This is a genomic window from Nocardia sp. NPDC101769 (genome assembly GCF_044766925.1).
In the GTDB taxonomy this organism is placed as follows: Bacteria; Actinomycetota; Actinomycetes; order Mycobacteriales; family Mycobacteriaceae; genus Nocardia.
Genome location: NZ_JBIWMX010000032.1, coordinates 1 through 23,774, shown reverse-complemented (window position 1 = coordinate 23,774; position 23,774 = coordinate 1). Strand labels below are relative to the sequence as shown.

The following is a 23,774-nucleotide window of genomic DNA, read 5'->3' as shown; positions in this document are numbered from 1 at the left end:
GTATTGTCCAGTCGGTCGGAGGTAACAATGGAGGTGAGTCGTGGTCGTGGCGACGCCGGTAAAGGCATCCCCGCAGCCGGAAGTGGCGGTCCGCCGGACCCGCTTGTTCGAGCTGGCCGAGATGCGATGGGCCGCAGTGGCCCTCGCACTGTTCCTGCTCGGGCTGGCCGCGCAGCTGGCCGGCGCGCCCGGCTGGCTGTGGTGGGGCCTGTACCTGGCCTGCTACGCCGCGGGCGGCTGGGAGCCGGGCTGGGCCGGGCTCCAGGCGCTGCGTGAGAAGACCCTCGACGTCGACCTGCTCATGGTGGTGGCGGCCCTCGGCGCCGCGGCCATCGGGCAGATCACCGACGGGGCCCTGCTGATCGTCATCTTCGCGACCTCCGGGGCGCTGGAGGCGCTGGCCACCGCGCGGACCGAGGATTCGGTGCGCGGCCTGCTCGACCTCGCGCCCGAGACCGCGACCAGGCTCACCGACGCCGGTGAGGAGACCGTGCGCGCCGCCGACCTGAACATCGGCGATGTGGTCCTGGTCCGCCCCGGTGAGCGAATCGCCGCCGACGCCACCGTGATCGACGGCGGCAGCGAAGTGGATCAGGCCACCATCACCGGCGAACCGCTGCCCGTGGACAAGACCGCCGGCGACGAGGTGTTCGCCGGCACCCTGAACGGCACCGGGGCCCTGCGGATCCGGGTGGATCGCCGCGCCGAGGACTCGGTGGTCGCGCGCATCGCCGCCCTCGTCGAACAGGCCGGGCACACCAAGGCGCGCACGCAGCTGTTCATCGAGAAGGTGGAACAGCGGTACTCCCTCGCCATGGTCGCGGTGACCCTGGCGGTGTTCGCGATTCCACTCGCCTTCGGCGACCCGCTGCAGCGAGCCCTGTTGCGCGCCATGACCTTCATGATCGTGGCCTCCCCGTGCGCGGTGGTGCTGGCCACCATGCCGCCACTGCTGGCCGCCATCGCCAATGCCGGGCGGCACGGCGTGCTGGTCAAGTCGGCCGTGGTCATGGAGCGGCTGGGTACGACCACGCGGGTCGCCTTCGACAAGACCGGGACGCTGACCCGCGGCGCCCCGCACGTCGACGAAATCCGCAGTGTCGATCCGGAATTCAGCGAGTCGGAGGTGCTGCGGCTGGCGGCGGCCGCCGAGCTCGACAGTGAGCACCCGCTCGCGGCGGCCATCGTGCGCGCGGCCCGCGCCGCGGGGCAGCAGCTGCCGGCCGTCGAAGGATTCGCCGCCGATCCCGGGCGCGGTGTGTGCGCCCGGATCGGACAGCGTCGGATCGCGGTCGGTTCTCCGGCGGCGCTGCTCCCGAGCTCGGAGCAGGGCGCGACGGATGCGGACCGGGCCGCCCGCACGGCCGTGGACGAATTGCAGGAGAAGGGATTCACCGCGGTCGTCGTCGCCTGTGATGAGCGCCCGATCGGAGTACTGGCGATCACCGATCAGCTCCGCCCCGAGGCCGCCACCGCGATCGATCTCACGGCAGGTGTGACAGGGGCCGCCCCGATTCTGCTGACGGGAGACAACAGTCGTGCCGCGCATCGTCTCGCCGCGCAGGTCGGGCTCACCGACGCCCGCGCCGAGCTGCTCCCGCACCAGAAGGTCGATGTCGTCCGGGCCCTGCAGTCGGCCGGTGACCGGGTCGCGGTGGTCGGCGACGGCATCAACGACGCACCCGCTCTCGCCGCCGCCGACAGCGGAATCGCCATGGGCGGAGCGGGTTCCGACCTGACCCTGCAGACCGCCGATGCGGTGGTCGTGCGCGACGACCTCACCGCCATCCCCGCCGTCATAGCCCTGTCCCGCCGCGCCCGGCGGGTGGTCGTCGCCAACCTGGTTATCGCTGCGACCTTCATAGCGGTGCTGGTGCTGTGGGACCTGCTCGGGACCCTGCCGCTGCCGTTGGGCGTTGCCGGACACGAGGGTTCGACCGTGATCGTCGGACTCAACGGCCTGCGCCTGCTGCGCCGCGCGGCCTGGCGGCAGTCCGCCCCCTCTCTGTCCAGCACGTAACTGCCCGGGGCGGCCTCGATCGGCTGGTATCGGGCGTTACCGGCGCACCGATCCGGATCGGGTGACAACCCTGCTGGCCGGACACTCATCGATCCTGGCGGGCGATGACGATCCGATCATTCCCCTCGTGAACGAAAGATCATGGCCCGGCTCGCGGTTGCACGTGTACCACGACGGCCATCTGGGTCTGGTCGTGATTTCCGATCAAACTCGCCCCGGAGGTGAGCCGATTCCTCCGCGGCGATCGACAGCTCGACCTGGAACGGAAGGACGTCGTTCGCTGACCCTGCGCGCGGCGTGGCGCTGAGCAGGGGGTACGGTGATCACACGTCCGGGCGTCTCGGATGGGTGAGCCGGGAAGTCTGGTCGGCGTCAGGGCATGACGTCGGAACAGCGCAGGAGGCTCGACCGTGGCCGGTATTCCCCTCGAATTCGACCGCCGCCGCGAGGCATTGCGAACCAATCTGTGGTTTGTGCCGACCGTGGAAGTGCTGGCGGCCGTCGGGCTGTTCGGGATCACCTACCTGCTGGATCGGGCGGCATATCGGGGCGGGTTCACGATTCCGTCCTGGGTCATCGGCGGCCCGCCCGACACGGCGCGGCAGGTGCTGACGGCCATCGCCGCCGCCATCATGACCGTGGTGGGTGTGGTCTTCTCCATCACCATCGTGGCGCTGACGCTGGCCTCCACCCAGTTCGGTCCGCGCATGCTGCGCACCTTCATTCGCGATCGGGGCACCCAGGTCACCCTCGGAACCTTCGTGGCGACCTTCGTCTACGCCATCGCCGCGCTGGTGTCGATCGGATCGGATTTCGTGCCGCACATCAGCACGACGGTGTCGATCGCGTCGCTGGTGCTCGATCTCGCCGTGCTGATCTACTTCATCAATCACATGGCCATGGCGATCCAGCTGCCCAATGTCATCGCCGAGATCGCGGGTGAGGTGGCGGCCGGAATCGAGGCGCAGCGCAACGACGCGCCCACCACCCCACACTGCGGGCCGACGGCGGCCGAATTGCTGGAACGGATGGCGGGCGAGGGCGGCGAGGTCCGGGTGACCGGCAGCGGATACCTGCGCTACATCCGCTACGAGCAGCTGGTACGGCTCGCGACCGAGGCGGACGCGGTGATTCACCTGCCCTACCGTCCTGGACATTTCCTCACCGAGGGGCAGGTGGTGGCCACCGTCTGGCCCGCGTCGGTGGCCGAGCGGATAACGGAGAATTTTTCGCGCGGGCATGTGGCCGGGCCCACCCGGTCCCTGACCCAGGACATCTCCTTCGGTATCGACCAGCTGGTCGAAATCGCCCTGCGCGCGCTGTCCACCGCGGTGAACGACACCTTCACCGCCCTGACCTGTATCGACTGGCTCGGTGACTGTCTGTCGCGGATCGCGGTGGTGTGGGAGCCGAGCCCGGTCTACCGCTGCAAGAACGGTTATATCCGCGTCATCGCGGCGCAGGCGAGCTACGAGCGGCTGGTGCAGCGGGCCTTCGAGAAGATTCGCCAGGCCGGACGCGGCATGCCCGCGGTCCTGATCCGGCAACTCGACGCGCTGGCACAGATCGCGGACCGCACCACCGATCCCGAGCGGCGCGGCATCCTGCTGGAGCAGGCGGCGATGATCGAGCGGTCGGCGCGCGAGTCGGTGCCGGAGGACGCGGATCTCCAGGACGTGCTGCGACGGTACCGGGCGTTGGTCGGCGACGCGGAGCTGCCGCTGATTCAGGTCGTGTCAGCGCCAGAACTGCCAGGCACGGCGTGAATCCGGTTCGTGGGTAATCGGTTTCGTGGCAGGCGGCAGGCTGTCGGAGGGGTCGAGGGTGAGCAGCGAGGCGATGGCCTGCGGGAGGTCCAGGCGGGTGCGGAGCCAGGGCCAGCCGCCGGCGAGGGTTCCGGTCAGGTCGGCCGGGGGCAGGTCGAGAGCCGCCACCGTGGCCAGGAGGGTGGATGGGGGCATGTCCCATTGCCGGGCGCAGGCGGTGACCAGGGTGGGGAGCTGTTCGCTGGGGGTGAGGGCGAGGATGCGGCGCAGGGCGGGGACGGCGTCGGGGGCGCGGGAGCGGGAGACCAGGGCGGAGACGACGAATTCGAGGTCCGCGGTCAGGGCGGCGGACAGGGTTTCGGTGGGGGATTCGGCCTCCAGTGGCTCCTCGGCCGGGGTGCGCAGCAGGGCCGAGATTTCGGCGCGGGACCAGGTGCCGCGCTGCCTGCTCCATCCGAATGCTCTGCGGGGCGGGCGGAGCGCGTCTCGCTGCTGATCGTCGGGGGGCGCCGGGATGGCGAGGACGACGAGGGCCTCGATCGGTTCCGGGAGGTCCAGGGTCTTGCGCAGCGTGCGCCACGCGGGGCGGAGGGCGGTCACCAGTTCGGCCGGTTCGGAGCGGGTGAGGGTGAGGGCCTTCAACACGGCCCGGGCGTCGATCGCGGGGTAGCGGGTGGCCTCGGCCAGCAGCGTGGGCAGCAGGTCGGCGGGCGCGCAGGCCAGGATCTGTTCCAGCGCATAGCGATCGCGCCCGTTGCACGAGATGTTCACCACCAGCTGGGCGACGATGCCGAGGTTGGTGTACACGGCCTGGCGCAGGATTCGGCTGCCGCCGGTGTGGGTGCCCGGATCGTCGACCTCGGCGCTGAGGGCCTCGTAGACCAGGGCCCGGTCGCGGGAGCCGATCGCATGCTCGCGCAGGGCGCGGTGGCGCAGCAGATGGGCGGCGACGATTCGGCGATGCTCGACTTCGCCGGTGGCCCAGTCCCGCTGCAGGCGCGGCCACACCGATTCGGCATCGGCAGAGGTCAGCGGCGCGGTCCCGGATTCCAGGCGTTGCCAGGCGGAGGTGGCCAGCGCCGCGCTGAGATCGATGCCGAGCTGCCGGGCCACCTCGACGGTGCGGGTGCGGTCGCGGCCGTCCGTGAGGACCCGGTCGGTGAGAACCTGCTCGAAGGTGCGGCGGACGCTGGGACGATGGTCGAGCCGCGCCAATGCCTTTGCCACGCTGGGTCTTCCGATGGCGAGACGGACGGCGCGCCCGGCCACTGTGTCGTCGCGGAGCCAGTCGGGGTTCAGCTCCGGGTCGGTGATCACCTCGGCCAGGTGGTCGTCGTCCAGCTCGGCGGGACCCAGGGTGCGCAGGTGCCGTCGATAGCACCAGTGGCCGATTTCGTCTGCGGTGGACAGGGATTCGGGAAGCGTGACACCGGCTCGCCGATGGCCGATGATCTGCTGCCCGAGCAGGACGAACGGGTCCGATTCGTCGCCGGGATCGCCCGGCGTGACGATGCGGCGCGCTCCACCGGGCGGGGCAGGGCTGTCGCGGGTCACGGCGGTGATCGCGACGGGAGCCGAGGACGGTGTGCTGGAGGTGCAGAAGGTCAAGTCCCGCAGGCTGTTCCGGGGCAGCAGGCCGTAGAGCGCCCGCAGCATGGCCACGGCGTCCGCGCCGCTCTCGACGTGCAGTTCGATGGCGGGGCCGCGTCCGGCCAGATGCGCCAGGGTGTAGCCGAGCAGCGCGGGCAGCCAATCCAGGTCGAGGTAGGCGTCGGCCGCGGCGGTGACGGCGGGACTATCCTCCACTGAATTCGGCAGCGGCGGCCAGTGATCGGTGGGAAATTCGGCGTCGTCGAGCGAGGTGCGGAATCGTCCCGCGTCATAGATGCTCAAAGTCATTGCGCCGTCGAGTGTTCCGTGACCGCTCGCGACGAGGTGCGTCACACAGGTGCCGGGCCGGTCATTGGCGGGCGTCTTCAGCACCGCCACCGCCAGCCCCCGCACCACGGTGAACTCCAGCGCGAACGCCTCCGGCGGCGCGGGCGAACCATCCCAGGTGACCAGCGACCCCAGCTCCCGCGTGGTGGATCCCAGTGCGGCGGGCCAGTTTCCGGATCTGGCGACCACGCCGACCCCGGTCCCGGAGGACTCCAGCGTCACCATGGCCCAGCCGCACAGCAGCTGCGCGAAACCCGTCATCGGTCCGCCCGTAGCTGGTCGATGCGGTCGAGCATGTGGATGACCGGGTCCACGGCCGCGAACGGCTTGAACACCGGATAGGTGTTGTCGGCCCGCTTACCGCACCCGACCGCCGAGACCGGGAAGTAGCGGTTGTGCGGGAAATGGATGGACAGCGTGGCGTCGACAGCCGGAAACAGTTTGCGCACCAGGCTTCTGGTGGCGTCGGAGCGATAGTCGATCTGGCCGGGCTGGTACAGGTTGCCCGCGCCATCGAGGCTGTACGGCGTATCGGCCCAGTCCGGCGGCGGCGCGACCAGGCCGACCTCGGGCAGGTTGATCAGCGACAGCAGATCCGATTTCGCGATGATGGTCGACGCGTGCAGGCGCGGCGGCTCGATGGGCAGATCCAGCGGATAGCTGTTGGCGGTCCGCCACAGCTTGGCGATCTGGTCGATCATCATCTTGGTGCGGCCGACGGTCTGGGAGTGCTCGACATTGTTGTTCAGGCTCTCCTCGTTGGCCGGTCCCGCGTGTTCGCGCATGATGGCCAGGTACTGCTTGTTCAACGTGGACGGCACCACGAACCAGAGGAAGTCGGCGATGGCCAGGTGCGGGCTCACCTTGGCGGCGATCTCGGCGTCGGCCACATCCTCGCCCGCGACATCCACGAAGGCGAGATTCACTGTGCGCCTGGTGGACAACGAGGTGAACTTGATGAGAATCGGGGTGCGGACCTGCCAGCCGCTCCAGGCGTGGGTCCGGGTCTGCTGCTGGGCCATCGGCGGTTGCGGCGGGCGTGGTTGCGGCAGGCCCTGCGGCTGCGGTGCACCGAGCGGCCCGATGCCGTTCTCCTGCCGCTGCTGCGCGCCGACGTAGCCGCGCTTCTGGGTGTAGCCGATGGCCTGCCGGTTCATCAGCGTGTTCTCCAGCGCGGCCAGCATTTTCGTCGAACGGCGGGACGGCACGATGGACCATTCCCGGGCCAGCATCGGGTCGTTCATGACCGAATAGATCATCGACACGATGAGATGCGTCTTGGACGAGGCGGATTCGCCGACGAAGCCGATCACGGTGGTCGGATGGTCGAGAATCTCCTCGTCGATCTCACAGCCGTTCGGGCAGCGCCGATCCAGGCGGCGCGAATAGTCCGCGACGCGTGTGGCGAACCCGCCGTTGGGCTGGCGCAGCACCCAGATCCAGGAGCGGCGGGCGGTATCGAACTTGAACTCCGCCAGGCAGTTCAGGCAGACGATTCGCACGGGCACCCCTCAGAGCACGGTGTAGGTCAGCCACAGCAGCGTGGCCAGGAAAAAGGCCGCGCCGACCGCGGACGCCACCCGCAGCCAGTGCCACGAGCGGGATCCGGCGTACACGTACTGCTGCCAGGCCAGGCCGGCCCGTCGGTTGTTCATCGCAGTTCCTCACAGATGGTGGGCGATCGACAGGATCACCCAGGCGAGCAGCACGAAAACCAGCCAGCCCAGCGCGATTCCGGCGCCGGCCGCACCGAGCAGCACGCCGCCGATGTAGCGGGGATCGTCGCGGGTGAGTCCCTCCAGCACGCGCTGGCGGTATTCCAGGGCCGGGCGGACGAAGATCCCCCACAGGCCGGTCGCCGGCAGGTCGACGCCGTGCCGTTCCTCCGGCGGCCGCACCGGCGGGGCCGGGGTCAGGACGCTGGTCTGCGCCCGCACCGGCACGGTGACCGGTTCCGGCCTGGGGCCCTTGACGGTTCGGGTCAGGTTGCGGGTCTCCGAGTGGACGGCGTCCCGGAAATAGTGCTGGAACTCGGCCGCGGATTGGAAACGCAGCGACGGATCCGGCGAAAGCGCCTGATCCAGCACCGATTTCAGCCGGGCGGGCAGCGGCGCCGGCGCGAACACCGCCTCCAGTACCTCATGGCACACCACCGCGAACGAGTACACGTCACTGAGATGGGTGAACCTGCCGTGTTCGAGATACTCGGGCGCGGAATAGTTCTGCGTGCCCACCACCTGGTTCGTGCGGGTGAGCCGCAGCATGTTCTCCCGCATCTCGATGGCGATCCCGAAATCGGCCAGCTTCGCCGTGCCGTCGCGGCAGATCATGATGTTCTCGGGCTTGATATCGCGGTGCACCACCTGCTTGGAATGCGCGTACACCAGCCCGCTGAGCGCATCGGTGAGAATCCGCGCCAGCGCCGGCAGCGACCAGTTCTCCCGGTCCCGCATGAACTGCCGCAGATTCTCCCCGTGAATGAACTCCATCACCAGAAACGGTGAGCGGCACCCGTTCTCGGCGAACACCCCCGAGTCGTGCAGCATCACCACGTTGGTGCAGTTCATCTGCGCCGCGATCCGCGCCTCCCGCTCGAACCGCTGCCAGGCCACCTGCTCGTCCTGCGCCCGCACCGCGACACTGCCCGCATCGAGCACCTTGACCGCAACCTGCCTGCGCAACTGCCGATCCCAGGCATCCCAGACCTCGGCCATACCGCCCTTGCCGACCAGCTCCCGCAGCTCGTACCGGCCATTGATCAGCCTCACCGGCGTCCGACCTTCCCCGCGGAGCGGCCGCCTTCCCCGCGAACCACCCCGGACGACAACGAATCACCGCCCACTGTACGCGCGCCCACCCACCCCCTGCCCACCCATATTTCCAGCCGATTTGCACTCGAGGGGGTCCCCTGGTGTACCTTCTCCCAGTCGCCCGGGAAACCGCGCGGCAACCATCCGGGGCTATGGCGCAGCTGGTAGCGCACCACACTGGCAGTGTGGGGGTCAGGGGTTCGAGTCCCCTTAGCTCCACTATCTAATTTGGCTATAACGCCTGGTTGTGGCCTATTTTTGCGTGTCTGCGGACCCTGATCAATCCCCTTTGCTACTGACGCCGTCAATACCTTGATCGTTTAGCGGTCGACCGGATCCGCGCTCAGCCTTCTGACCTGGACTTCTTCCCGTCGATCCGAGGTTGGTAGCGAGGTCGATCCCCTTACTCCCCATGTGGGGCATGAAGATTCAGTCTGTTGGGTTCGGATTGCATATTGCCGGTCTGAATACCTTGAACGCGGTCGGCGTTCAAATGGCCTCAGCTTGGACGACGAATGCGCGGTCAGACAATGGCTTCCGCACCAGAGGGCGCCGGTCGTGGCAGCGCGGGAGGCTGCGTCGCGGGGATGAATCCCCGCGGGCGTGTCCGGAGGCAGTTCCTGGGATGCTTCCCGTGGGCTCATAACCCAGAGGTCGCAGGTTCAAATCCTGTCCCCGCTACTAGGGGAAACGGCCCCGGAACCATTGGTTCCGGGGCCGTTTTTCGTTTGGTTGGCAACGGATCTGGCAACGCTAGCCAAACTAAGTGGTCCCGCCCGTAAGTTCTTCGGGGGTCAGTACCAGTCAGTGCCCGAGGTAGAGGTCGCAGGAGCAGTCGAGGGCTTCCTGGGGGGTGCCGGCGGTGAATCCGGTGGGCAGGATCTGGTTTTCGTATTTGCCGCTGCTGGCGAGGTAGAGGCCGAATCCCCACGTTGATGCCGATCCGCCGTAGCGGAGCCGGATCAGCGGCAGTCGGTCACCGTCGGCCAGTTCGCCCTCGACGTAGGCGAACTGGCCGTGGTAGCGGATGTGCAGGCCGGTCAGCTGGGGCCAGTGCTCGCGGGCATGCTGGCGCAGCCGCTGAGCCAGGGAGGTCTTGGTCGAGTCCGGGATCGCGGGCATGAGAGTCATCTTGCCGCTTCCGGCATGTCGATCATGCTGGGGCGGCGAGCTCGGGCAAAGTCGCGGGCGTCTCTGCCTGGAAGCTGTTGTGAAAGACCGGTTTTCGTGCCTGTTCCCCGTGCCCGCCAGATCGTGCTGACCGCGCCGGAGCGGCGCCGACTCGAGAAACTGGCCTACTCCCGCACTACCGAGAGCGGGCTGGTTGTCCGTGTTCGGATCGTCCTCGATGCCGCTCGCGGCTACTCCAACAACCAGATCGCCGTGCGGCGAGGAGTGCATCTGGACACGGTGCGAACCTGGCGTGGCCGATACGCCGACCACGGCCTGCGCGGGCTGGGCGACCGGCCGCGTTCGGGCCGGCCGCCTCGATTCACACCCGTCCAGCGCGCCGAGATCAAGGCCCTGGCGTGTCAGCTGCCGGCCGAAACCGGCGTGCCGCTGTCCCGGTGGAGCAGCAGCGAACTAGCCGCCGAGACAATCAACCGTGGTGTCGCCGAAACGATCTCGGCGTCGACCGTCCGCCGGATTTTGGCCGAGGACGCGCTCAAGCCCTGGCACTATCAGTCGTGGCTGTTCATCCGCGACCCGGACTTCGCCGCGAAAGCGGCCCGGGTCCTCGATCTCTACCAGCGGATCTGGGATGGCACCGGGCTCGGCGACGACGAGTATGTGCTCTCCTCGGACGAGAAGACCTCGATCCAGGCCCGCTGCCGCTGCCACCCCACCCTGGCGCCCGGCGTCTCCCGCACGATGCGCGTCAACCACGAATACGACCGCGGCGGGTCACTGGCCTACCTGGCCGCCTACGACGTCCACCACGCCCGAGTACTCGGGTACTGCGCGGCCAAGACCGGAATCGTGCCGTTCATGACGCTGGTGGAGAAAATCATGACCAGCCAGCCCTACGCCTCGGCCAAACGGGTGTTCTGGGTGGTCGACAACGGATCCAGCCACCGCGGCAAAGCCGCTGCCGATCGGCTGGCCGCACGATTTCCCAACGCGGTCCTGGTCCACACCCCGGTGCACGCTTCCTGGTTGAACCAGGTGGAGATCTTTTTCTCCATCGTGCAGCGAAAGGTCGTGTCTCCCAACGATTTCACCAGCCTTGATCAGGTCGAAGACCGGCTCACCGCCTTCGAGCGTCGCTACAACGAGACCGCTCGGCCCTTCGAATGGAAGTTCACCCAGGCCGACCTCGAAGACCTCCTGGCCCGGATCGAGCGGCACGAACAGAACGAGCACTCCCAGCAGCACACCGGCTGCGATCACCAGCCTGCTGCATCACCGACCCCCGCGTGAACCCCGAAGAACTTACGGGCGGGACCACTAAGCATCATTCGTCGCGTGACGTCCCACGTTGTTCGCGGCCCTATCTTGTCAGTCTGGGGTAAAAGCTTGACTCTGTCGATGATCTTGGAATTCGGCATGTTGCGGCTGGCGGGCTGTCACACTGCGGGGCGCGAATACTGCTGCGTCCCTTGAAGGAACAGGTGAATGTCACTCGGACCCGAACCGGCCACGACGGTCCCGCCGCTGACGGCGCGGGTGGCCCGCGCCAGTAATCCCCGCGGTACCACCGCGATGTGGATACGTGACCGGCTCGAAAGTCTATGGAGCAACGAGGATTTCGCCGACTTGTATCCGCGGGACGGGCGGCCGGGTCTGTCCCCGGCGCAGCTGGCCACCGTGTGCGTGCTGCAGTACGTGCTGGACCTGTCCGATCGGCAGGCGGCCGAGGCCGTGCGCTGTCGCATCGATTTCAAGTACGCGCTGTGCCTGGAGTTGGACGATCCCGGCTTCCATCACAGCGTGTTGAGCGATTTCCGTGACCGGCTCGCAGAAGGCGACCGTGCCGACCGCTTGCTCGATCTTGCTCTGGCCCGGCTCACCGACGCCGGACTGGTGCGCGAGCGTACTACTCAGCGCACCGACTCCACCCATGTATTGGCCGCGGTGCGCGACCTGACCCGGCTCGAGCTGGTCACCGAGGCTGTCCGCGCCGCGCTCGAGGAACTTACCCGCACCGCCCCGGACACGCTGGTCGGTCTGGTCGACGAGGAGTGGGGGCGCCGCTATGGCCGCCAGGTGAGGCTGGGCAAGAACCCGACCCGGCCCAAGACCAGGATCCTCACCGCCGGCGAAGACGCTTGCCGACTGCTGGAGCATCTGTTGCAGCACGGCCCGGACCGCCTGCGCGGCCCCCAGATCCAGGCCCTGCGGCAGATCGTCTTGCAGAACTACTACCGTGACGACAAGGGCCGCCTGCGCTGGCGTACCGACGATGAGGGCGGTCTGCCGCCCTCATCGGTGACGATCGTTTCTCCCTATGACGTCCAGGCCCGTTACGCGCGCCGGGGACAGGTCACCAGGTGGAAGGGGTTCCTGGTCCACCTGACCGAGACCTGCGCGACCGAGGGCACCAATGTGATCACCGACGTGGCCACCACCCCGGCCACCACCAACGACGCCCAGGCCCTTCCCGGGATCCACACCCGTCTCCAGAGTCGCGGTCTGCTTCCCGCCGAGCACCTGGTCGACGGCGGCTACACCTCCCTGGTCCACGTCGCACAGGCGGCCCGCGAACACCAGGTCACGGTCAGCGGGCCGCTACCGGGCAACCCCACCCGTCAGCACCGCGAGAACGCGGGCTACGGCAGAGACGACTTCCACATCGACTTCGATCGCCGACAGGTGACCTGTCCGCAGGGCCAGGTCAGCAAGGGATGGCACGGCCCCTACCCGACGTCATCGCCCACCGCGGCCCCGCTGATCGTGGCCCGGTTCACCAAACCCCAGTGCCAGCCGTGTCCGGTCCGCGGCAAGTGCACCACCTCTCGTGAGAGCGCCCGCAACGTGGGCTTTCCCCCGCGAGAACTCCTCGACCTGCAAGTCCAGGCCCGAGCCGAGCAGCAGAGCCCCGCCTGGCAGCACAGATACGCCGTGCGTTCGGGAATCGAGGGCACCGTCTGCGAATTCGCGCACGGGCACGGCATGCGGCAATGCCGCTACCACGGCCAGGCCAAGACCCACGTCCAGCACGTCCTCACCGCCATCGCCGTGAACGTCGAACGCCTCAGCGCAGGATTGCCACCAGACCAGCCACCCCCGGCCCGGCCACCGACAGCCTTCCAAAAACACCTGGACCACAACGGAATTCCCCGGCTACGGTCCTGGCGCGCAGTCAACAGCTGATCCTGTAATTCACAAGATCACCGACAGAGTCAAGCCAAGACGGTGGCGCTGCACTCCTTTGAGGCAGACCAGGGCGAGATGTGACATACACAGCCGTGGTCCCGATCCCCGAGGCCACCGTCTTCTACGTCGCCGACCTGCTGGCCGACGTCCGCGTGACGAAAGGCACCCGCTGGCGGGCACTGAGCTGCCTCGAGCAGGCGGTACCGGCGTTGCGGTGGTTCCTCGACGTCACCCGCGTCGAACAACTCGCCCTCGACAACACCATCGGTCTGACCACCGCCTACGACGCCCTGCACGAGGTCATCGACACTCTCGCACTGCAGGCCCCGTCGCTGCACAATGCACTGCTGGCCGCGAAAGCCGCCGGACACGAGCATGTTTCGGTCGACGGCACCCTGATCCACACCGACCGAGTCCGAGAACCGGGCCCCACGCTGGACGACAAGGGCAAGCCGGTGGATCTGTGGTGCTCACTGACCCGGAATTCCTTGGCGATCACCGAATTCGGATCACCCCGAGCGAACCACCGCGCCGCTTCCAACCGCAACCGCTCCCGCGCCTGCCGTCCCCGCCCGGTCAAACCCACCACCCTGGGGCAATACCTCACCCGACAGGTCTACTCCGAAACCACGCCACCCTGGTTATGCCCCCACGACATCACTCATTAAGGCTCAGTAGGGGTAGCGTCACGATGCGTCGATCCCGACTGTGCCGGATTCGCAGGCCCGCACGCACCGCGTGCGCAGGTCGACGTGACCGGGCTACGTATTGTCCACCAATCGGGGGACAGTCAAGTTCACCTCTCCGGTTGATGAAGTCGGTTACTGCCGGGCCGATCATTGTGGCTATGCTGCAATGTGACGACGTAGGATCACTCATCCTGGTGTACGTCGAAGACCACCCGGTTTGTAATCTGGTAGTCGATACTGCCGCAGACATCGCCCGGAGGCTGGCAACGGGCTTGATTCTCGTTCACGCGTTCACGGTCACTCAGCCTTCCTGGGAATGTGATGTGCTCGGGAAAGAAGCGTATCTCGTCCGCGGTAGCACGCCGGCTGAGGACCTGACCCGTGGTTTCGCGGAGCGCGCGGCACTGGCGGGTATCACGGACTGTACGCGCGTCGTGCGCCGCGGAAGCCCGCTTGCGGTGATCGAGAAGGTCGCCGGGGAAACCCGCCCCGCGCTCATCGTCACGGCCGACACACAGGACGGATCGAAGCCACGATGGTGGGGCACTTTCGGTCGAGAGGCCGAGCGGCGAACACGGTGCCCGGTCGTCACGGTGTCGCCCGCCGCCCGAATGACAATGTATTCGGCACACTCCGCCGGGCTCGGTGACATCGGCTGCGCATTATCGATACCGAACCGTGGTACTTCCCGATTCATTCCGAGACTGCTGGATTTTCGGACGGCCCAGCGGCGATCTGCGATTCGATGAAATTCGACAATCGTGCCACGCCTGTCTTGATCCGGTCCGGGCTCAACGTGCTGTACGAGAGACGTAGCTGGTTGTTCCCGGCGTCGCCGGCATGGAAGTACCGCATCGGCGTCCAGAGTACCCCGTGGTTGCGGGCGGCGTATTCCAATGCGGCGTCGTCGGCGGTGAAAGGGACGGTCAGGACGAGAAAGAATCCCCCATCCGGGCAGTTCCATGAAATTCCTAGTCGTTTGCGCTCAGCGCGTGGAAATTGGGTTTCCAATTCAGTGGTGAGGGCTTCTAGATTGGCTCGATAATGCGCGATCGAGGTGGAGTTGACCGGACGCAGACGGCAGCCGTGGGCGATGAGCATGCCACCGATGACGGCCTGGGACAGCGCCGGTGTGTTGACGGTGGTCATACTCTTGACCTTCGACAGCTCGTCCGCCAGCAGAGTGCGGCGCCCGTCCCGGTCCAGCACCGATTGATCCGCCAGCACATAGCCCACCCGGGCACCCGGGAAGCAGGTCTTGGAGAAGGATCCGAGGTAGATCACGCGGCGTTCCGTATCGATGGATTTCAGTGTCGGGCACCAGGTTCCGAAACTCCGGAAGAAACCGTACGGATTGTCCTCGAGCAAGAGGAGGTCGGTCTGGCTCGCAACCGCAAGGAGCTCGCGCCGGCGGCCCGCCGGTATGGTCGCGCCCGAAGGATTTGAGAAATCAGGGACCAGATACAGGGCACGCGGTCGTTTGCCCCGGATTCGGAGCGCGGCAACTGCCTCCGCCACGATCGCCGCGGAGATTCCGTCCGGGCCTTCAGTTATCGGCACAACCTCGATGTCGAGCAGCCGGGCTGCTCCGGTGATGCCGACATAGCAGGGATCGGTCACGAGTAGCACGTCGTTCGCTTCACGGAACAAGGTGCGCAGAACGAGCAGCATCCCTTCCTGAGCGCCGACCGTGACGACGACAGCCTCCGGGACGACACCGATGCCCTCGTCGTTGGCGACGGTACGAGCGATGAGCTGGTGAATATGACCGTTGGTGCGGCCGTACTGGAACAGGTTGGCCGCGATGTGCCGCGGCGACCAGCCCTGGGTGTCGGACAGGTACTCGATGTAGGCATCCAGGTAGGACCCGATGAGGGCGGGGTCGAAGTCATCCTCACGCGGGCGCCCCGGGGCGAACGAGATGGCGTCCGGATATTGGTGGACGATCTCGTTGAGAAAGTTCATCGAACTCAGCGCGGGATCTGTGAGTGACGCATGGAGGTCTTTCAGGTATAGGGGAGATTCGGTCATGCGGTAACCACACTCCGGGTGTCGAGGCGGTTGCCGAACACGGTGTGCAGATAGCGCGCAACCGTCGCGACAGCCATCTGCGCATCCTCCAGCTCGCCGGTCATGGTGAAGAATCCGTGTGTCATGCCGTCGAAGCGGCGCAAGGTGACCGGCACTCCGGCCGCCGTCAGAGCCATCGCATAATCTTCGCCTTCGTCACGCAGCGGATCGTATTCGGCGGTGATGATCAATGCCTGCGGCAGATCGTTGTGATCGGCGGCCAGCAGTGGTGAGGCCAGCGGATGAGATCCGTCTGAGGGCTGGGGAAGGTAATGTCGCCAGTACCAATCGACGGAGTCCCGGTTGAAGAAAGATGGATCGGTATTGTCACGCATGGATCGCGCGTCGTATCCGTAAGCGGTGTTCGGATAGATCAGAACCTGAGCGAGCAATTCTGGACCACCCTCGTCGCGAGCCATACGGGTCATCGCGGCGGCCAGATTGCCGCCCGCGCTGTCTCCGGCCACCGCGATTCGCGTCGGGTCTGCGCCGAATTCTGTGGCGTGCTCGCGAACCCAGGTCGTCGCCGCACGGCAGTCCAGCACCGCTGCGGGGAACTTGTGTTCTGGCGCCAATCGGTAGTTGACGCTGACTGTCGCGCAGCCGACCAGATTGGTGAGAGTCCGGCAGACGGGGTCGGAGGTTTCGAGAGAACCGAGGGTCCAGCCGCCGCCGAAAAAATACAGCAGCACCGGTAGCGGGCTATCAGTGGACTGCGGCAAGTAAATTCTGACAGTAAGTTCGCCGCCCGGCCCTGGAATCGTCCGTTCAATGGTCCGATCGACTGGCTCCGGTTTGCCACTGGTAGAACGCAAAGCAGCGAGATCGGCCGCGCGGGCCTGCGGAACAGTCAGTGTATATAAAGGCGGTGACTGGTCGCGGATGCGACGCACTCGAATTGCCTGCAACTTCGGGTGGAGGCTCATATTTCCACTTCGCACATAGTAAACTGATGAGCAACGGGGTGCCTCTGGGCTGCAGCTCCAAAGACTTATACTACGCCGGCAACCGGCGCCACAATTGAACGTCCGGCATCCGTCGATGTCAAGATCGTCGGGGCAGGGGTTGGATTTGCTCTGGGTCTGGCGAATCGAGCTTACCGGATGATGATCGATGGATTACCGCTCGATTCCTGATAATTGCCATACGGGTATTGACCGACTCGCGATATCGACCGATAGTGGAATGCACCGCAGTAGTGCGATGGTCCGTCGAGACTCCCTGGAGGCAGTATGCGTAATAGAACGGCCGTGGGTATGTCCGAAAGTCGGCGCGCCGACAGCGGCGGGCACGACGAGGCCATTGACTGGAGCCGGAGTAGCCGATCGCGGCGGCGAAAAATTCCCTGATGCCGGTCGAGGGCTCTTTTTGGATGGGAGAGGGCGCTGGTGCCGTGTTAAGATTTTGACGGTGTACACAGATGGGGAGCCGCAAGCTGTGGGGAACAACCCTCCCGTACCAGTGGCATCCGATGGGCATCGTTCCGGTAATAGTTTTCCTGAACATTCCGGATTCCGCGAGAGCTCTGTGTGGCGCATCGAGCAGTGGCAACTGTGGGTTCTTTATATACTGGCCGGATGCATCATATCGGTAGTCATTCTGCTGCTCCTGGACAAGTGGATACCCGGTCACACCGTCGCCGCGATCGTCACAATCATGAGTATTCCGCTCTGGGCGGCTCTGTTCGGAAACCGTGTCTTCCACGGATATCTCCGTAGATTCGATCGGATCGACCTCGTCGAGTTATTGTTCGCGGCCGGTGTGTTGATCCTATTTACGGCATCGATTTGCTTCTCGCCGAGCGCGATCTCGGCGGAGACGGTTATCTATCCGCTGCTGTTCATGTCGATGCCGCTACCATTGTCGCTGCCGGCATCGGTGGTACCCGCGATGATCTCCGTGGTGGTTATGTCCACCATGGACAATGTACCGCCAGGATTTCGCCCGGTAGGAGCCTCGATAATCCTGGTTTCGGTGCTGATCGGCCCGCTGGTCGGCATTGCGATAGTGCGGTCGGCAAAGCTATCCGAGCGGCAACGAGTACTTCTACAAGAATTGGCGGTCAGCCGTGCCGAGGCCGCGAGTTTATCGCATGCTGCGGGGATTTCCGCTGAACGTGAGCGGCTGTCGCGGGAAATACACGACACGCTGGCGCAGGGCTTCGTCAGTGTGATCACATTGGCCGAGGCGATCGACGCGGAGTTGGGGACTCGACCTGAACTTGCGCGGCGGCACCTGGAACTGATCCGCGCGACGGCGCAGGAGAATCTCATCGAGGCGCGGGCGATGGTAGCGGAATTGACGCCGTCCGCGTTGAATGGGCGCCCGATGCGGGAGGCGATCGTCCGATTGACCGACCAGGTTGCCCGGGAAAGTGGTATTGCTGTGCAGGTGGTGGGTGGCGAATCGCTGCCGCGACTCGATGTCCTCAGCGAGGTCGCCCTGTTCCGCGCGATTCAGGAGGCATTGACCAATGCGCGCAAGCATGCCGGGGCATCGGCGATCGTCGTGGAGTTCACGACAGTGGATGAGGGCATTCTCGTCGCCGTTTCGGACGATGGTGCCGGATTCGATCCCGGCGAGGTGGAGTTCGGATTCGGATTGAAGGGGATGCGAGACCGGATCGAGGGTGTCGGCGGCATGCTGACCGTATCGAGCCGCCTCGGTTCGGGAACAACTGTGAAGATAGGTGTGGTACATGATTCGGGTGTTGCTGGTTGATGACCATCCGATCGTTCGCGAGGGCCTTCGTGGAATTCTCTGCGGCGAGACGGACATCTCGGTGGTCGGTGAGGCGGCCACCGCCGACGAAGCTGTTGCGGCCGCTCGAATGTATGCACCCGATGTCATCTTCATGGACCTGCGAATGCCGGGCGACGGGGTTACCGCGATCGAGCGAATAGTTGCGGCTCGAGCTGACGTGCGAATCGTCGTCGTGACTACCTACAACACGGATACCGACATTCTGCGAGCGGTCGCCGCCGGGGCTGTCGGCTTCCTGCTCAAGGATTCTTCGCGGGCGGTCTTGATCGATGCGGTTCGAGCCGCCCATCGTGGTGAGACGGTACTCGGCAGAAAGGTGGCCGATCGTTTGATCCGGGGGATCCATCGATCGAGCGCCGGCACGTTGTCCGTTCGAGAAATAGAAGTTTTGACTCACGCATCCAAAGGGCTGACGAACGCTCAGATCGGTCGTGCTCTGCACATCGGTGAGTCGACGGTGAAGACCCATTTGCTCCGGGCCTACGGAAAACTGAATGTTTCCGATCGGGCCGCTGCGGTGACGGCGGCGATATCGCTCGGGATACTGATGTTGGATAACTAGAATAATCTTTACTGCTGCGGAGGCGGTGTCCACCGATCGGTGGACACCGGAAATCCCTCGATTGGTTGACTACTGCTAGGACATTATATCCAGGAGGCTAATATCCATGACGGATGTCCGAACGCCGGCCGCAGCCGCTGCAGCGCTGGAGGAGCTGCTGGGTGAATTGCCGGCGACTGTGACGAATCTGCCTTTGGGGGCATTGGAAGACTTGGCCGCCCAGATAAATCTTGCAATCGAACGAGAAACGGCTGAAATTCGCAGCGCGCTGCAAGCAGCGCTGCAGAAGCTTCCGGCGATTATTCGCGTTTCGGTAGAACGGTTGATTGAATAGTGAGTACCTCGACAGCGCAGGCTGAAACGCAAGCAGAAATTCGTAAGGTGGCTCGGCTGCTGGCTGTGGAGCCGGATCATCTTTCCTATCTCTCGACCATACCGGATTCGGATCTTCGAGATGTGCGCAATCGGATCGCAAGGATCTTGGTCGAGTCCAATCGCGCACTGATCGAGCAATTTGTGACCGGTTCCGCAATTGCACCGACCAGTGTGATGGTGCGAACGTTCTGTTGGACCAACAGCCCATTGTTTACGGGTCGTGTCGCCGGGACCATCGAAATCGGCAAGGCTGTCCGGCTCGCGGCCAAGCTGCCGCCCTACTTTCTTGCCGCGAGCACCGCGCATGTGCCGGCCGATCGGTTCGTATCGATCATCGGTTCATTGCCTCAGCAGTTGATCCGCCTTGTGGCGGAAGAATCGGCACGATATGGGGACTGGGTGACGCTGGCCGACTTGGTGTCTGCGATACCCGAAAATCTAATGCAGCAGATAATCGCCGATTTCGGCGAGGATGCACTCGTGGAATCCACATTTCTGATGGCCCCAGATCGGCGTCGTGAGGTAATTCATCGAACACCGTTGGCGCGGATGGCCGAAATTATCCGATTTGTTGCGCGGGGCGGCCGTTGGGATCAATTCTGTACGATGGCGGATTGCTTCACTCCGGAGCAGCGCTCGGCGGTGGTTGCCGCCATCGACAGGGTGGCCAACGACACGGACCGCGAGAGGTTGTCCGAAGTAGTTCGAGCGCAATTTTCCGATCGATCAATCTTACATTTCACCAAGCAGGAAGGACGTCAGCCATGACAATAGTAGAGCACTCAGCTGATGCTATGTCGCCGTTGATGCAACTTACCGATGTGGTGAAGAGTTATGTGACGGGAGGGCAGTGTGTTCATGCTCTCGATGGTGTGACTCTTGGAATCAGCGGAGGGCAATTCGTTTCCATAGTCGGTCCGTCGGGCGCCGGGAAGAGTAGTCTACTGCATATTCTGGGTGCTCTCGACACGCCGGACTCCGGCTCGATCCGCTACGCCGGAAACGAAATCGCTGCATTGGACGACGATGCGCGCTCGAGATTTCGGCGTCGTGAGGTCGGGTTCGTGTTTCAGTTCTTCAACTTGATGCCGACTCTGTCGGCATGGGAGAACGTCGCGGTGCCCAAGATGCTGGACGGCACATCGATGCGGGCCGTTCGATCCGAGGCGCTGGAGTTGCTGGAACGGGTCGGGTTGGGGCACCGCGCCCAGCACCGGCCGACCGAGATGTCCGGCGGTCAGATGCAGCGCGTCGCCATTGCCCGAGCCTTGATTATGCGGCCACGGCTCATTCTCGCCGACGAACCTACGGGCAACCTGGACTCCAAGACCGGTGCGGCGATTATGGAGCTGCTCGCCGATGTCGCACACGACGCCGTCGGTGATCGAAGTGTCGTGATGGTTACGCATAACTTCGAGGCGGCGTTGACCACCGACCGGGTCATCACCCTGGTTGATGGCAGGCTCGGGGCCGACGATTTGCGTGCCACCGCAACCGTGAAGGTGGGGAAATGATTCTGGCTGGCCTGGACAGGCTGCGGCTGTTGACCTTCCGTGAACTCGTCTCCCGTTGGGGTCGGGTATTGGCCGCCCTGGCCGTGGTCGCGGTGGCGGCAGCGCTGTTGGTCGCGGTGAGCGGTATCGCCCAATCGATTCCGGCCTCCTCGAGTCGACTGGCCACCACCATCGATGGTGATGCGCGATTGGAGGTTTCCGGTGTCACCGATAGCGGATTCGATCAATCGCTGGTCTCCGCCGTCGCCGTGGTTAACGGTGTCCAGGCGGCGGTGCCGATGGTGCGGATGCAACAGGGGCAGGCCGGGGACATGCTGCTGTTGGGCGTCGATATGAGTGTGGCTGCCCTGCACAGTGATTTGCAGCGGGCGCTCGAGGATCAGCTGGCGGGCACGAGTTTGGTCTCGCTCGCGGACCGGGTGGTGGTCGGTTCCGGTACCGGTGCGCACAAGGGCGATCGTATAAGGCTGGGCGACCGGCAGGTCGAAGTGGCGGCGGTTGTCGGTGGCGCGGTCGCGAACCGGGTCAACAGTGGACGTTTCGCGATCACCTCGTTGCCGCTCGTCCAGGCCGCGACCGGACGTGTCGGCAGTGTGGATTCCATACTGATCGTTCCCGCACGGAATGCGAATCCGAATACCTTGCGCGAGCAGATCACCCGCGCGGTGGCCGGCCGGGCGGTTGTCGGCGATCCGATGTTTCGTGCGGCGCAGGCACGGGGTGGTTTCGCGGTGCTCGAGTACACCTCGCTGATCTTGGCGACCATCTCGCTGGTGGTTGCGTCGTTCCTGATCTACAACGTGATGAGCATGTCCATCACCCAACGCCGGCGGACGTTTTCGATGCTGCGGGCCCTCGGAGCGATGCGCCGCACGATCGTCACCGACCTGTTGCTGGAAGCAGTGGGCATCGGATTGCTAGGCGGAACGATCGGAGTTATCGCGGGAATGGTCGTCGGCCACATCGCAATTCGGCAGTTGCCGCCGGCGGTCGTTGGTACGCTTGAGGCCCGGCTGGAGTTCGTGCTCTCTCCCTGGTCGTGGGTGCTCAGTGTGCTGGCCTGTACGTGCGCGAGCGTCTTGGCCGCTGCTCTGGCGGCTCGGCAGGTATATCGGGTGAGCCCGATCGAGGCCCTCACCGAGGCAACGGTCGATGTGGGCGATTCTGTGAAGCTGGTCCCGCGTGTGCTGATCGGTGGGGGATCGGTCGTGTTGATCGGCGCCGCCGCGGTGGTCGCTGTGGTAGACGTGGGACGGTACGCGATGCTCGCCATCGGGTTATCGATGGTCGGCAGCATCGGTCTGTGTTTCGGTCTGTCGGCCGTGCTGGTCCGGGTAACGGCCGCTGCCGCACGCCTTTTCGGACCGGTCGGAATTGTCGCGGCCGCCACGATAGACCGTAGCCCCAAGCGCGTGTGGGCAACCGCCATGACCGTCTTCGTCGCGATTACGACCACGGTCGCGATCACGGGCGCTGACGACAATGTCGTCGACTCGATTACCGGCTCATACGCCACCGTCGCTGGTGCGGACCAGATCATCAGTTCGTCGGCCCCCGGGGTTTTCCCGACGGTCTTGTTGCCGAATGATCTACTCGCAAAGGCAGCGGCTGTGCCCGGAGTGCAGAAGGTGCTGTCCGGCCAGGGAGTATATGCTGCGCTCGGCGATACGAAAGTATTGATCCAGGCGGCCGAGCCGGGTATGCGCAATGGTTTGTTCGAGGCCGCGGGGGAGAGCACGCGGCAGCAACTCTATGCCGGGCAAGGCGTCATCTTGTCCCGTGATGTGGCGCGGAGCATGTCGGTCTCGGCTGGTGATCAGGTCGATCTTCCCACGCCGACCGGTGTGCATCGGGTGAAAGTGCTTGCGGTCGTTTCATTTTTCGGCGGTCTCACCGGCACGGTCGGGATGAATCTGGATGAACTACGCGAGTGGTTCCACCGTCCTGGTAGCGCCTGCCTGGAAGTGGTGTTGGCGCCGAACGCCGACGCGGGAAAGGTCGAGTCGGCGCTCCGGCAACAGATTCCGGCTGATCTGCACATATATTCCGGATCCGCGGCGGTCGCCGGTATCGCGGCGGGCACTCGGCAACTGACGGCCCTGTTCGGCTCTATCGCCTGGATTGTCGTCCTCATCGCGGGTGTGGCCGTGTTGAATACCCTGATGCTGTCGGTGCTGGAACGCCGCCGTGAGATCGGTGTTCTGCGCGCCATCGGATCGACCGTGCGCTTGGCGGTGGGAAGCGTGGTGACAGAGGCCGGCGCGATCGGGCTGATCGGGGGTGTGCTCGGCTTGATAGCGGGTTGCGCGAATCAGTACCTCATCGTCACCGCCCTCGCCGATATGCTGGATGTCCAGGTGAGTTATCGACCCAGTGTCGTCATGCTGGGATTCGGTGTGACCGCTGTGGCCCTGTGCCTGCTGGGCGCCGTTCCCCCTGCGATTCGCGTTGCGCGCCTCGACATTCTGGAAGCGATCGGCGTCGGGTGAGCACTCGCGATGGTTTCGGACGTCACCGTCCGAAACAGGCTGGAATCGGATCTGTATCGGATCGTTCGCCCGGTGCGACGCCACCTGTCGACCCGGACGTCTGCTGATACACAGCGGCTGAATCTTCCTCGGTAGCAGTGATTCCGGTGCTGCGCCCGACTTGTGGTCCAGCCGTGGCGACGACACCCCGCCCCGCCGTTCGCAGCGGCTGGGCGGGCGTTTCGCCGGCGAATTGTGCCAAGCCGCCCGCGAAACGCCCGCCCAGCCGATGGATCTCGGCCCGGGCGTAATTAATGGGTTGCCCTGGGTTCCGGTCGTTATTCCATGGGAACCGGCGCGCGAATCTAGATAAAGCAGGTCCGTTAGTACTCCAGCCGTAGTTCGTGACCGTGTGGATTGCCTGGTCGGGGACGGTTGGGGGTGGTGTCGGCGTGTCGAGCCGGTGAAGGGCGGCCACCGCG

At 65.2% G+C, this 23,774-nt stretch carries 18 protein-coding genes, 2 tRNA genes and 1 pseudogene; 14 read left to right on the top strand and 7 right to left on the bottom strand.

Features of this window, described 5'->3' with window-relative positions:
- Positions 1–121 precede the first annotated feature (121 nt).
- On the top strand, positions 122–2,020 hold the full coding sequence (locus ACIRRA_RS35865; protein ID WP_402777678.1) for a heavy metal translocating P-type ATPase: 1,899 nt from the start codon (positions 122–124) through the stop codon (positions 2,018–2,020).
- A gap of 410 nt (positions 2,021–2,430) precedes the next feature.
- Positions 2,431–3,786, top strand: a complete 1,356-nt coding sequence (locus tag ACIRRA_RS35860) for a DUF2254 domain-containing protein (protein WP_402777480.1) — start codon at positions 2,431–2,433, stop codon at positions 3,784–3,786.
- Here the strand turns inward: ACIRRA_RS35860 and ACIRRA_RS35855 are convergent.
- From ACIRRA_RS35855 to ACIRRA_RS35840, 4 genes are read right to left on the bottom strand one after another with little or no spacing between them, the layout of a single operon-like run.
- Positions 3,757–5,985: a hypothetical protein gene (locus tag ACIRRA_RS35855; RefSeq protein ID WP_402777477.1), complete on the bottom strand. Its 2,229-nt coding sequence runs from the start codon at positions 5,983–5,985 to the stop codon at positions 3,757–3,759. The genes ACIRRA_RS35860 and ACIRRA_RS35855 overlap by 30 nt on opposite strands.
- Complete coding sequence (locus tag ACIRRA_RS35850) at positions 5,982–7,226, bottom strand: hypothetical protein (RefSeq protein WP_402777474.1); 1,245 nt, start codon at positions 7,224–7,226, stop codon at positions 5,982–5,984. Before ACIRRA_RS35850 ends, ACIRRA_RS35855 begins: the two co-directional genes overlap by 4 nt.
- Positions 7,227–7,235: 9 nt before the next feature.
- Complete coding sequence (locus tag ACIRRA_RS35845; RefSeq protein ID WP_402777471.1) at positions 7,236–7,379, bottom strand: hypothetical protein; 144 nt, start codon at positions 7,377–7,379, stop codon at positions 7,236–7,238.
- Between the two features lie 9 nt (positions 7,380–7,388).
- Positions 7,389–8,492 carry a serine/threonine-protein kinase gene (locus tag ACIRRA_RS35840; protein WP_402777468.1) on the bottom strand — a complete coding sequence of 368 codons (1,104 nt, stop codon included), beginning with the start codon at positions 8,490–8,492 and terminating at the stop codon, positions 7,389–7,391.
- Positions 8,493–8,680: 188 nt separating this feature from the next.
- Here ACIRRA_RS35840 and ACIRRA_RS35835 point away from each other — a divergent pair.
- Both ACIRRA_RS35835 and ACIRRA_RS35830 read left to right on the top strand, forming a co-directional pair.
- Positions 8,681–8,753, top strand: a tRNA-Ala gene (locus ACIRRA_RS35835).
- Positions 8,754–9,130: 377 nt separating this feature from the next.
- Positions 9,131–9,215: transfer RNA gene (locus tag ACIRRA_RS35830), tRNA-Met, on the top strand.
- A gap of 123 nt (positions 9,216–9,338) precedes the next feature.
- Here ACIRRA_RS35830 and ACIRRA_RS35825 read toward each other — a convergent pair.
- Positions 9,339–9,656 carry a hypothetical protein gene (locus ACIRRA_RS35825; RefSeq protein ID WP_402777465.1) on the bottom strand — a complete coding sequence of 106 codons (318 nt, stop codon included), beginning with the start codon at positions 9,654–9,656 and terminating at the stop codon, positions 9,339–9,341.
- A 105-nt stretch (positions 9,657–9,761) separates the two neighbouring features.
- Here ACIRRA_RS35825 and ACIRRA_RS35820 point away from each other — a divergent pair, with 105 nt between their 5' ends.
- The 4 genes and pseudogenes from ACIRRA_RS35820 to ACIRRA_RS35805 all read left to right on the top strand — a co-directional run bounded on the left by ACIRRA_RS35820 (position 9,762) and on the right by ACIRRA_RS35805 (position 14,289).
- Positions 9,762–10,955, top strand: a complete 1,194-nt coding sequence (locus ACIRRA_RS35820) for an IS630 family transposase (protein ID WP_402777462.1) — start codon at positions 9,762–9,764, stop codon at positions 10,953–10,955.
- A 195-nt stretch (positions 10,956–11,150) separates the two neighbouring features.
- On the top strand, positions 11,151–12,848 hold the full coding sequence (locus ACIRRA_RS35815; protein ID WP_402777459.1) for an IS1182 family transposase: 1,698 nt from the start codon (positions 11,151–11,153) through the stop codon (positions 12,846–12,848).
- An 80-nt stretch (positions 12,849–12,928) separates the two neighbouring features.
- A pseudogene (locus ACIRRA_RS35810) lies at positions 12,929–13,324 on the top strand (IS5/IS1182 family transposase); the annotation flags it as partial.
- A gap of 170 nt (positions 13,325–13,494) precedes the next feature.
- Complete coding sequence (locus ACIRRA_RS35805) at positions 13,495–14,289, top strand: universal stress protein (protein WP_402777456.1); 795 nt, start codon at positions 13,495–13,497, stop codon at positions 14,287–14,289.
- On the opposite strand, the gene ACIRRA_RS35800 is transcribed toward ACIRRA_RS35805, so the two are convergent.
- Positions 14,234–15,505 carry a PLP-dependent aminotransferase family protein gene (locus ACIRRA_RS35800; protein ID WP_402777453.1) on the bottom strand — a complete coding sequence of 424 codons (1,272 nt, stop codon included), beginning with the start codon at positions 15,503–15,505 and terminating at the stop codon, positions 14,234–14,236. The two genes, ACIRRA_RS35805 and ACIRRA_RS35800, sit on opposite strands and share 56 nt — an antisense overlap.
- A 62-nt stretch (positions 15,506–15,567) precedes the next feature.
- Positions 15,568–16,536, bottom strand: a complete 969-nt coding sequence (locus ACIRRA_RS35795; protein WP_402777450.1) for an alpha/beta hydrolase — start codon at positions 16,534–16,536, stop codon at positions 15,568–15,570.
- 601 nt (positions 16,537–17,137) lie between these two features.
- Between ACIRRA_RS35795 and ACIRRA_RS35790 the strand changes: the two genes are divergently transcribed.
- From ACIRRA_RS35790 to ACIRRA_RS35765, 6 genes are all read left to right on the top strand, one after another.
- A complete protein-coding gene (locus tag ACIRRA_RS35790; RefSeq protein WP_402777447.1) occupies positions 17,138–18,331 on the top strand; it encodes a sensor histidine kinase in 1,194 nt (397 codons plus the stop codon).
- Positions 18,309–18,935 (top strand): response regulator, encoded by a 627-nt coding sequence (locus tag ACIRRA_RS35785; protein ID WP_402777444.1) that lies wholly within the window; start codon positions 18,309–18,311, stop codon positions 18,933–18,935. The genes ACIRRA_RS35790 and ACIRRA_RS35785 overlap by 23 nt, the downstream gene beginning before the upstream one ends.
- Positions 18,936–19,041: 106 nt before the next feature.
- Positions 19,042–19,269, top strand: coding sequence for a hypothetical protein (locus tag ACIRRA_RS35780; protein ID WP_402777441.1), 228 nt, complete (start codon positions 19,042–19,044; stop codon positions 19,267–19,269).
- Entirely contained in the window at positions 19,269–20,078 is an 810-nt protein-coding gene (locus ACIRRA_RS35775; protein WP_402777438.1) for a hypothetical protein, read from the top strand. Before ACIRRA_RS35780 ends, ACIRRA_RS35775 begins: the two co-directional genes overlap by 1 nt.
- Positions 20,075–20,824: an ABC transporter ATP-binding protein gene (locus tag ACIRRA_RS35770; protein WP_402777435.1), complete on the top strand. Its 750-nt coding sequence runs from the start codon at positions 20,075–20,077 to the stop codon at positions 20,822–20,824. Before ACIRRA_RS35775 ends, ACIRRA_RS35770 begins: the two co-directional genes overlap by 4 nt.
- A 29-nt stretch (positions 20,825–20,853) precedes the next feature.
- Positions 20,854–23,313 (top strand): ABC transporter permease, encoded by a 2,460-nt coding sequence (locus tag ACIRRA_RS35765; protein WP_402777432.1) that lies wholly within the window; start codon positions 20,854–20,856, stop codon positions 23,311–23,313.
- The last annotated feature ends 461 nt before the right edge of the window (positions 23,314–23,774 follow it).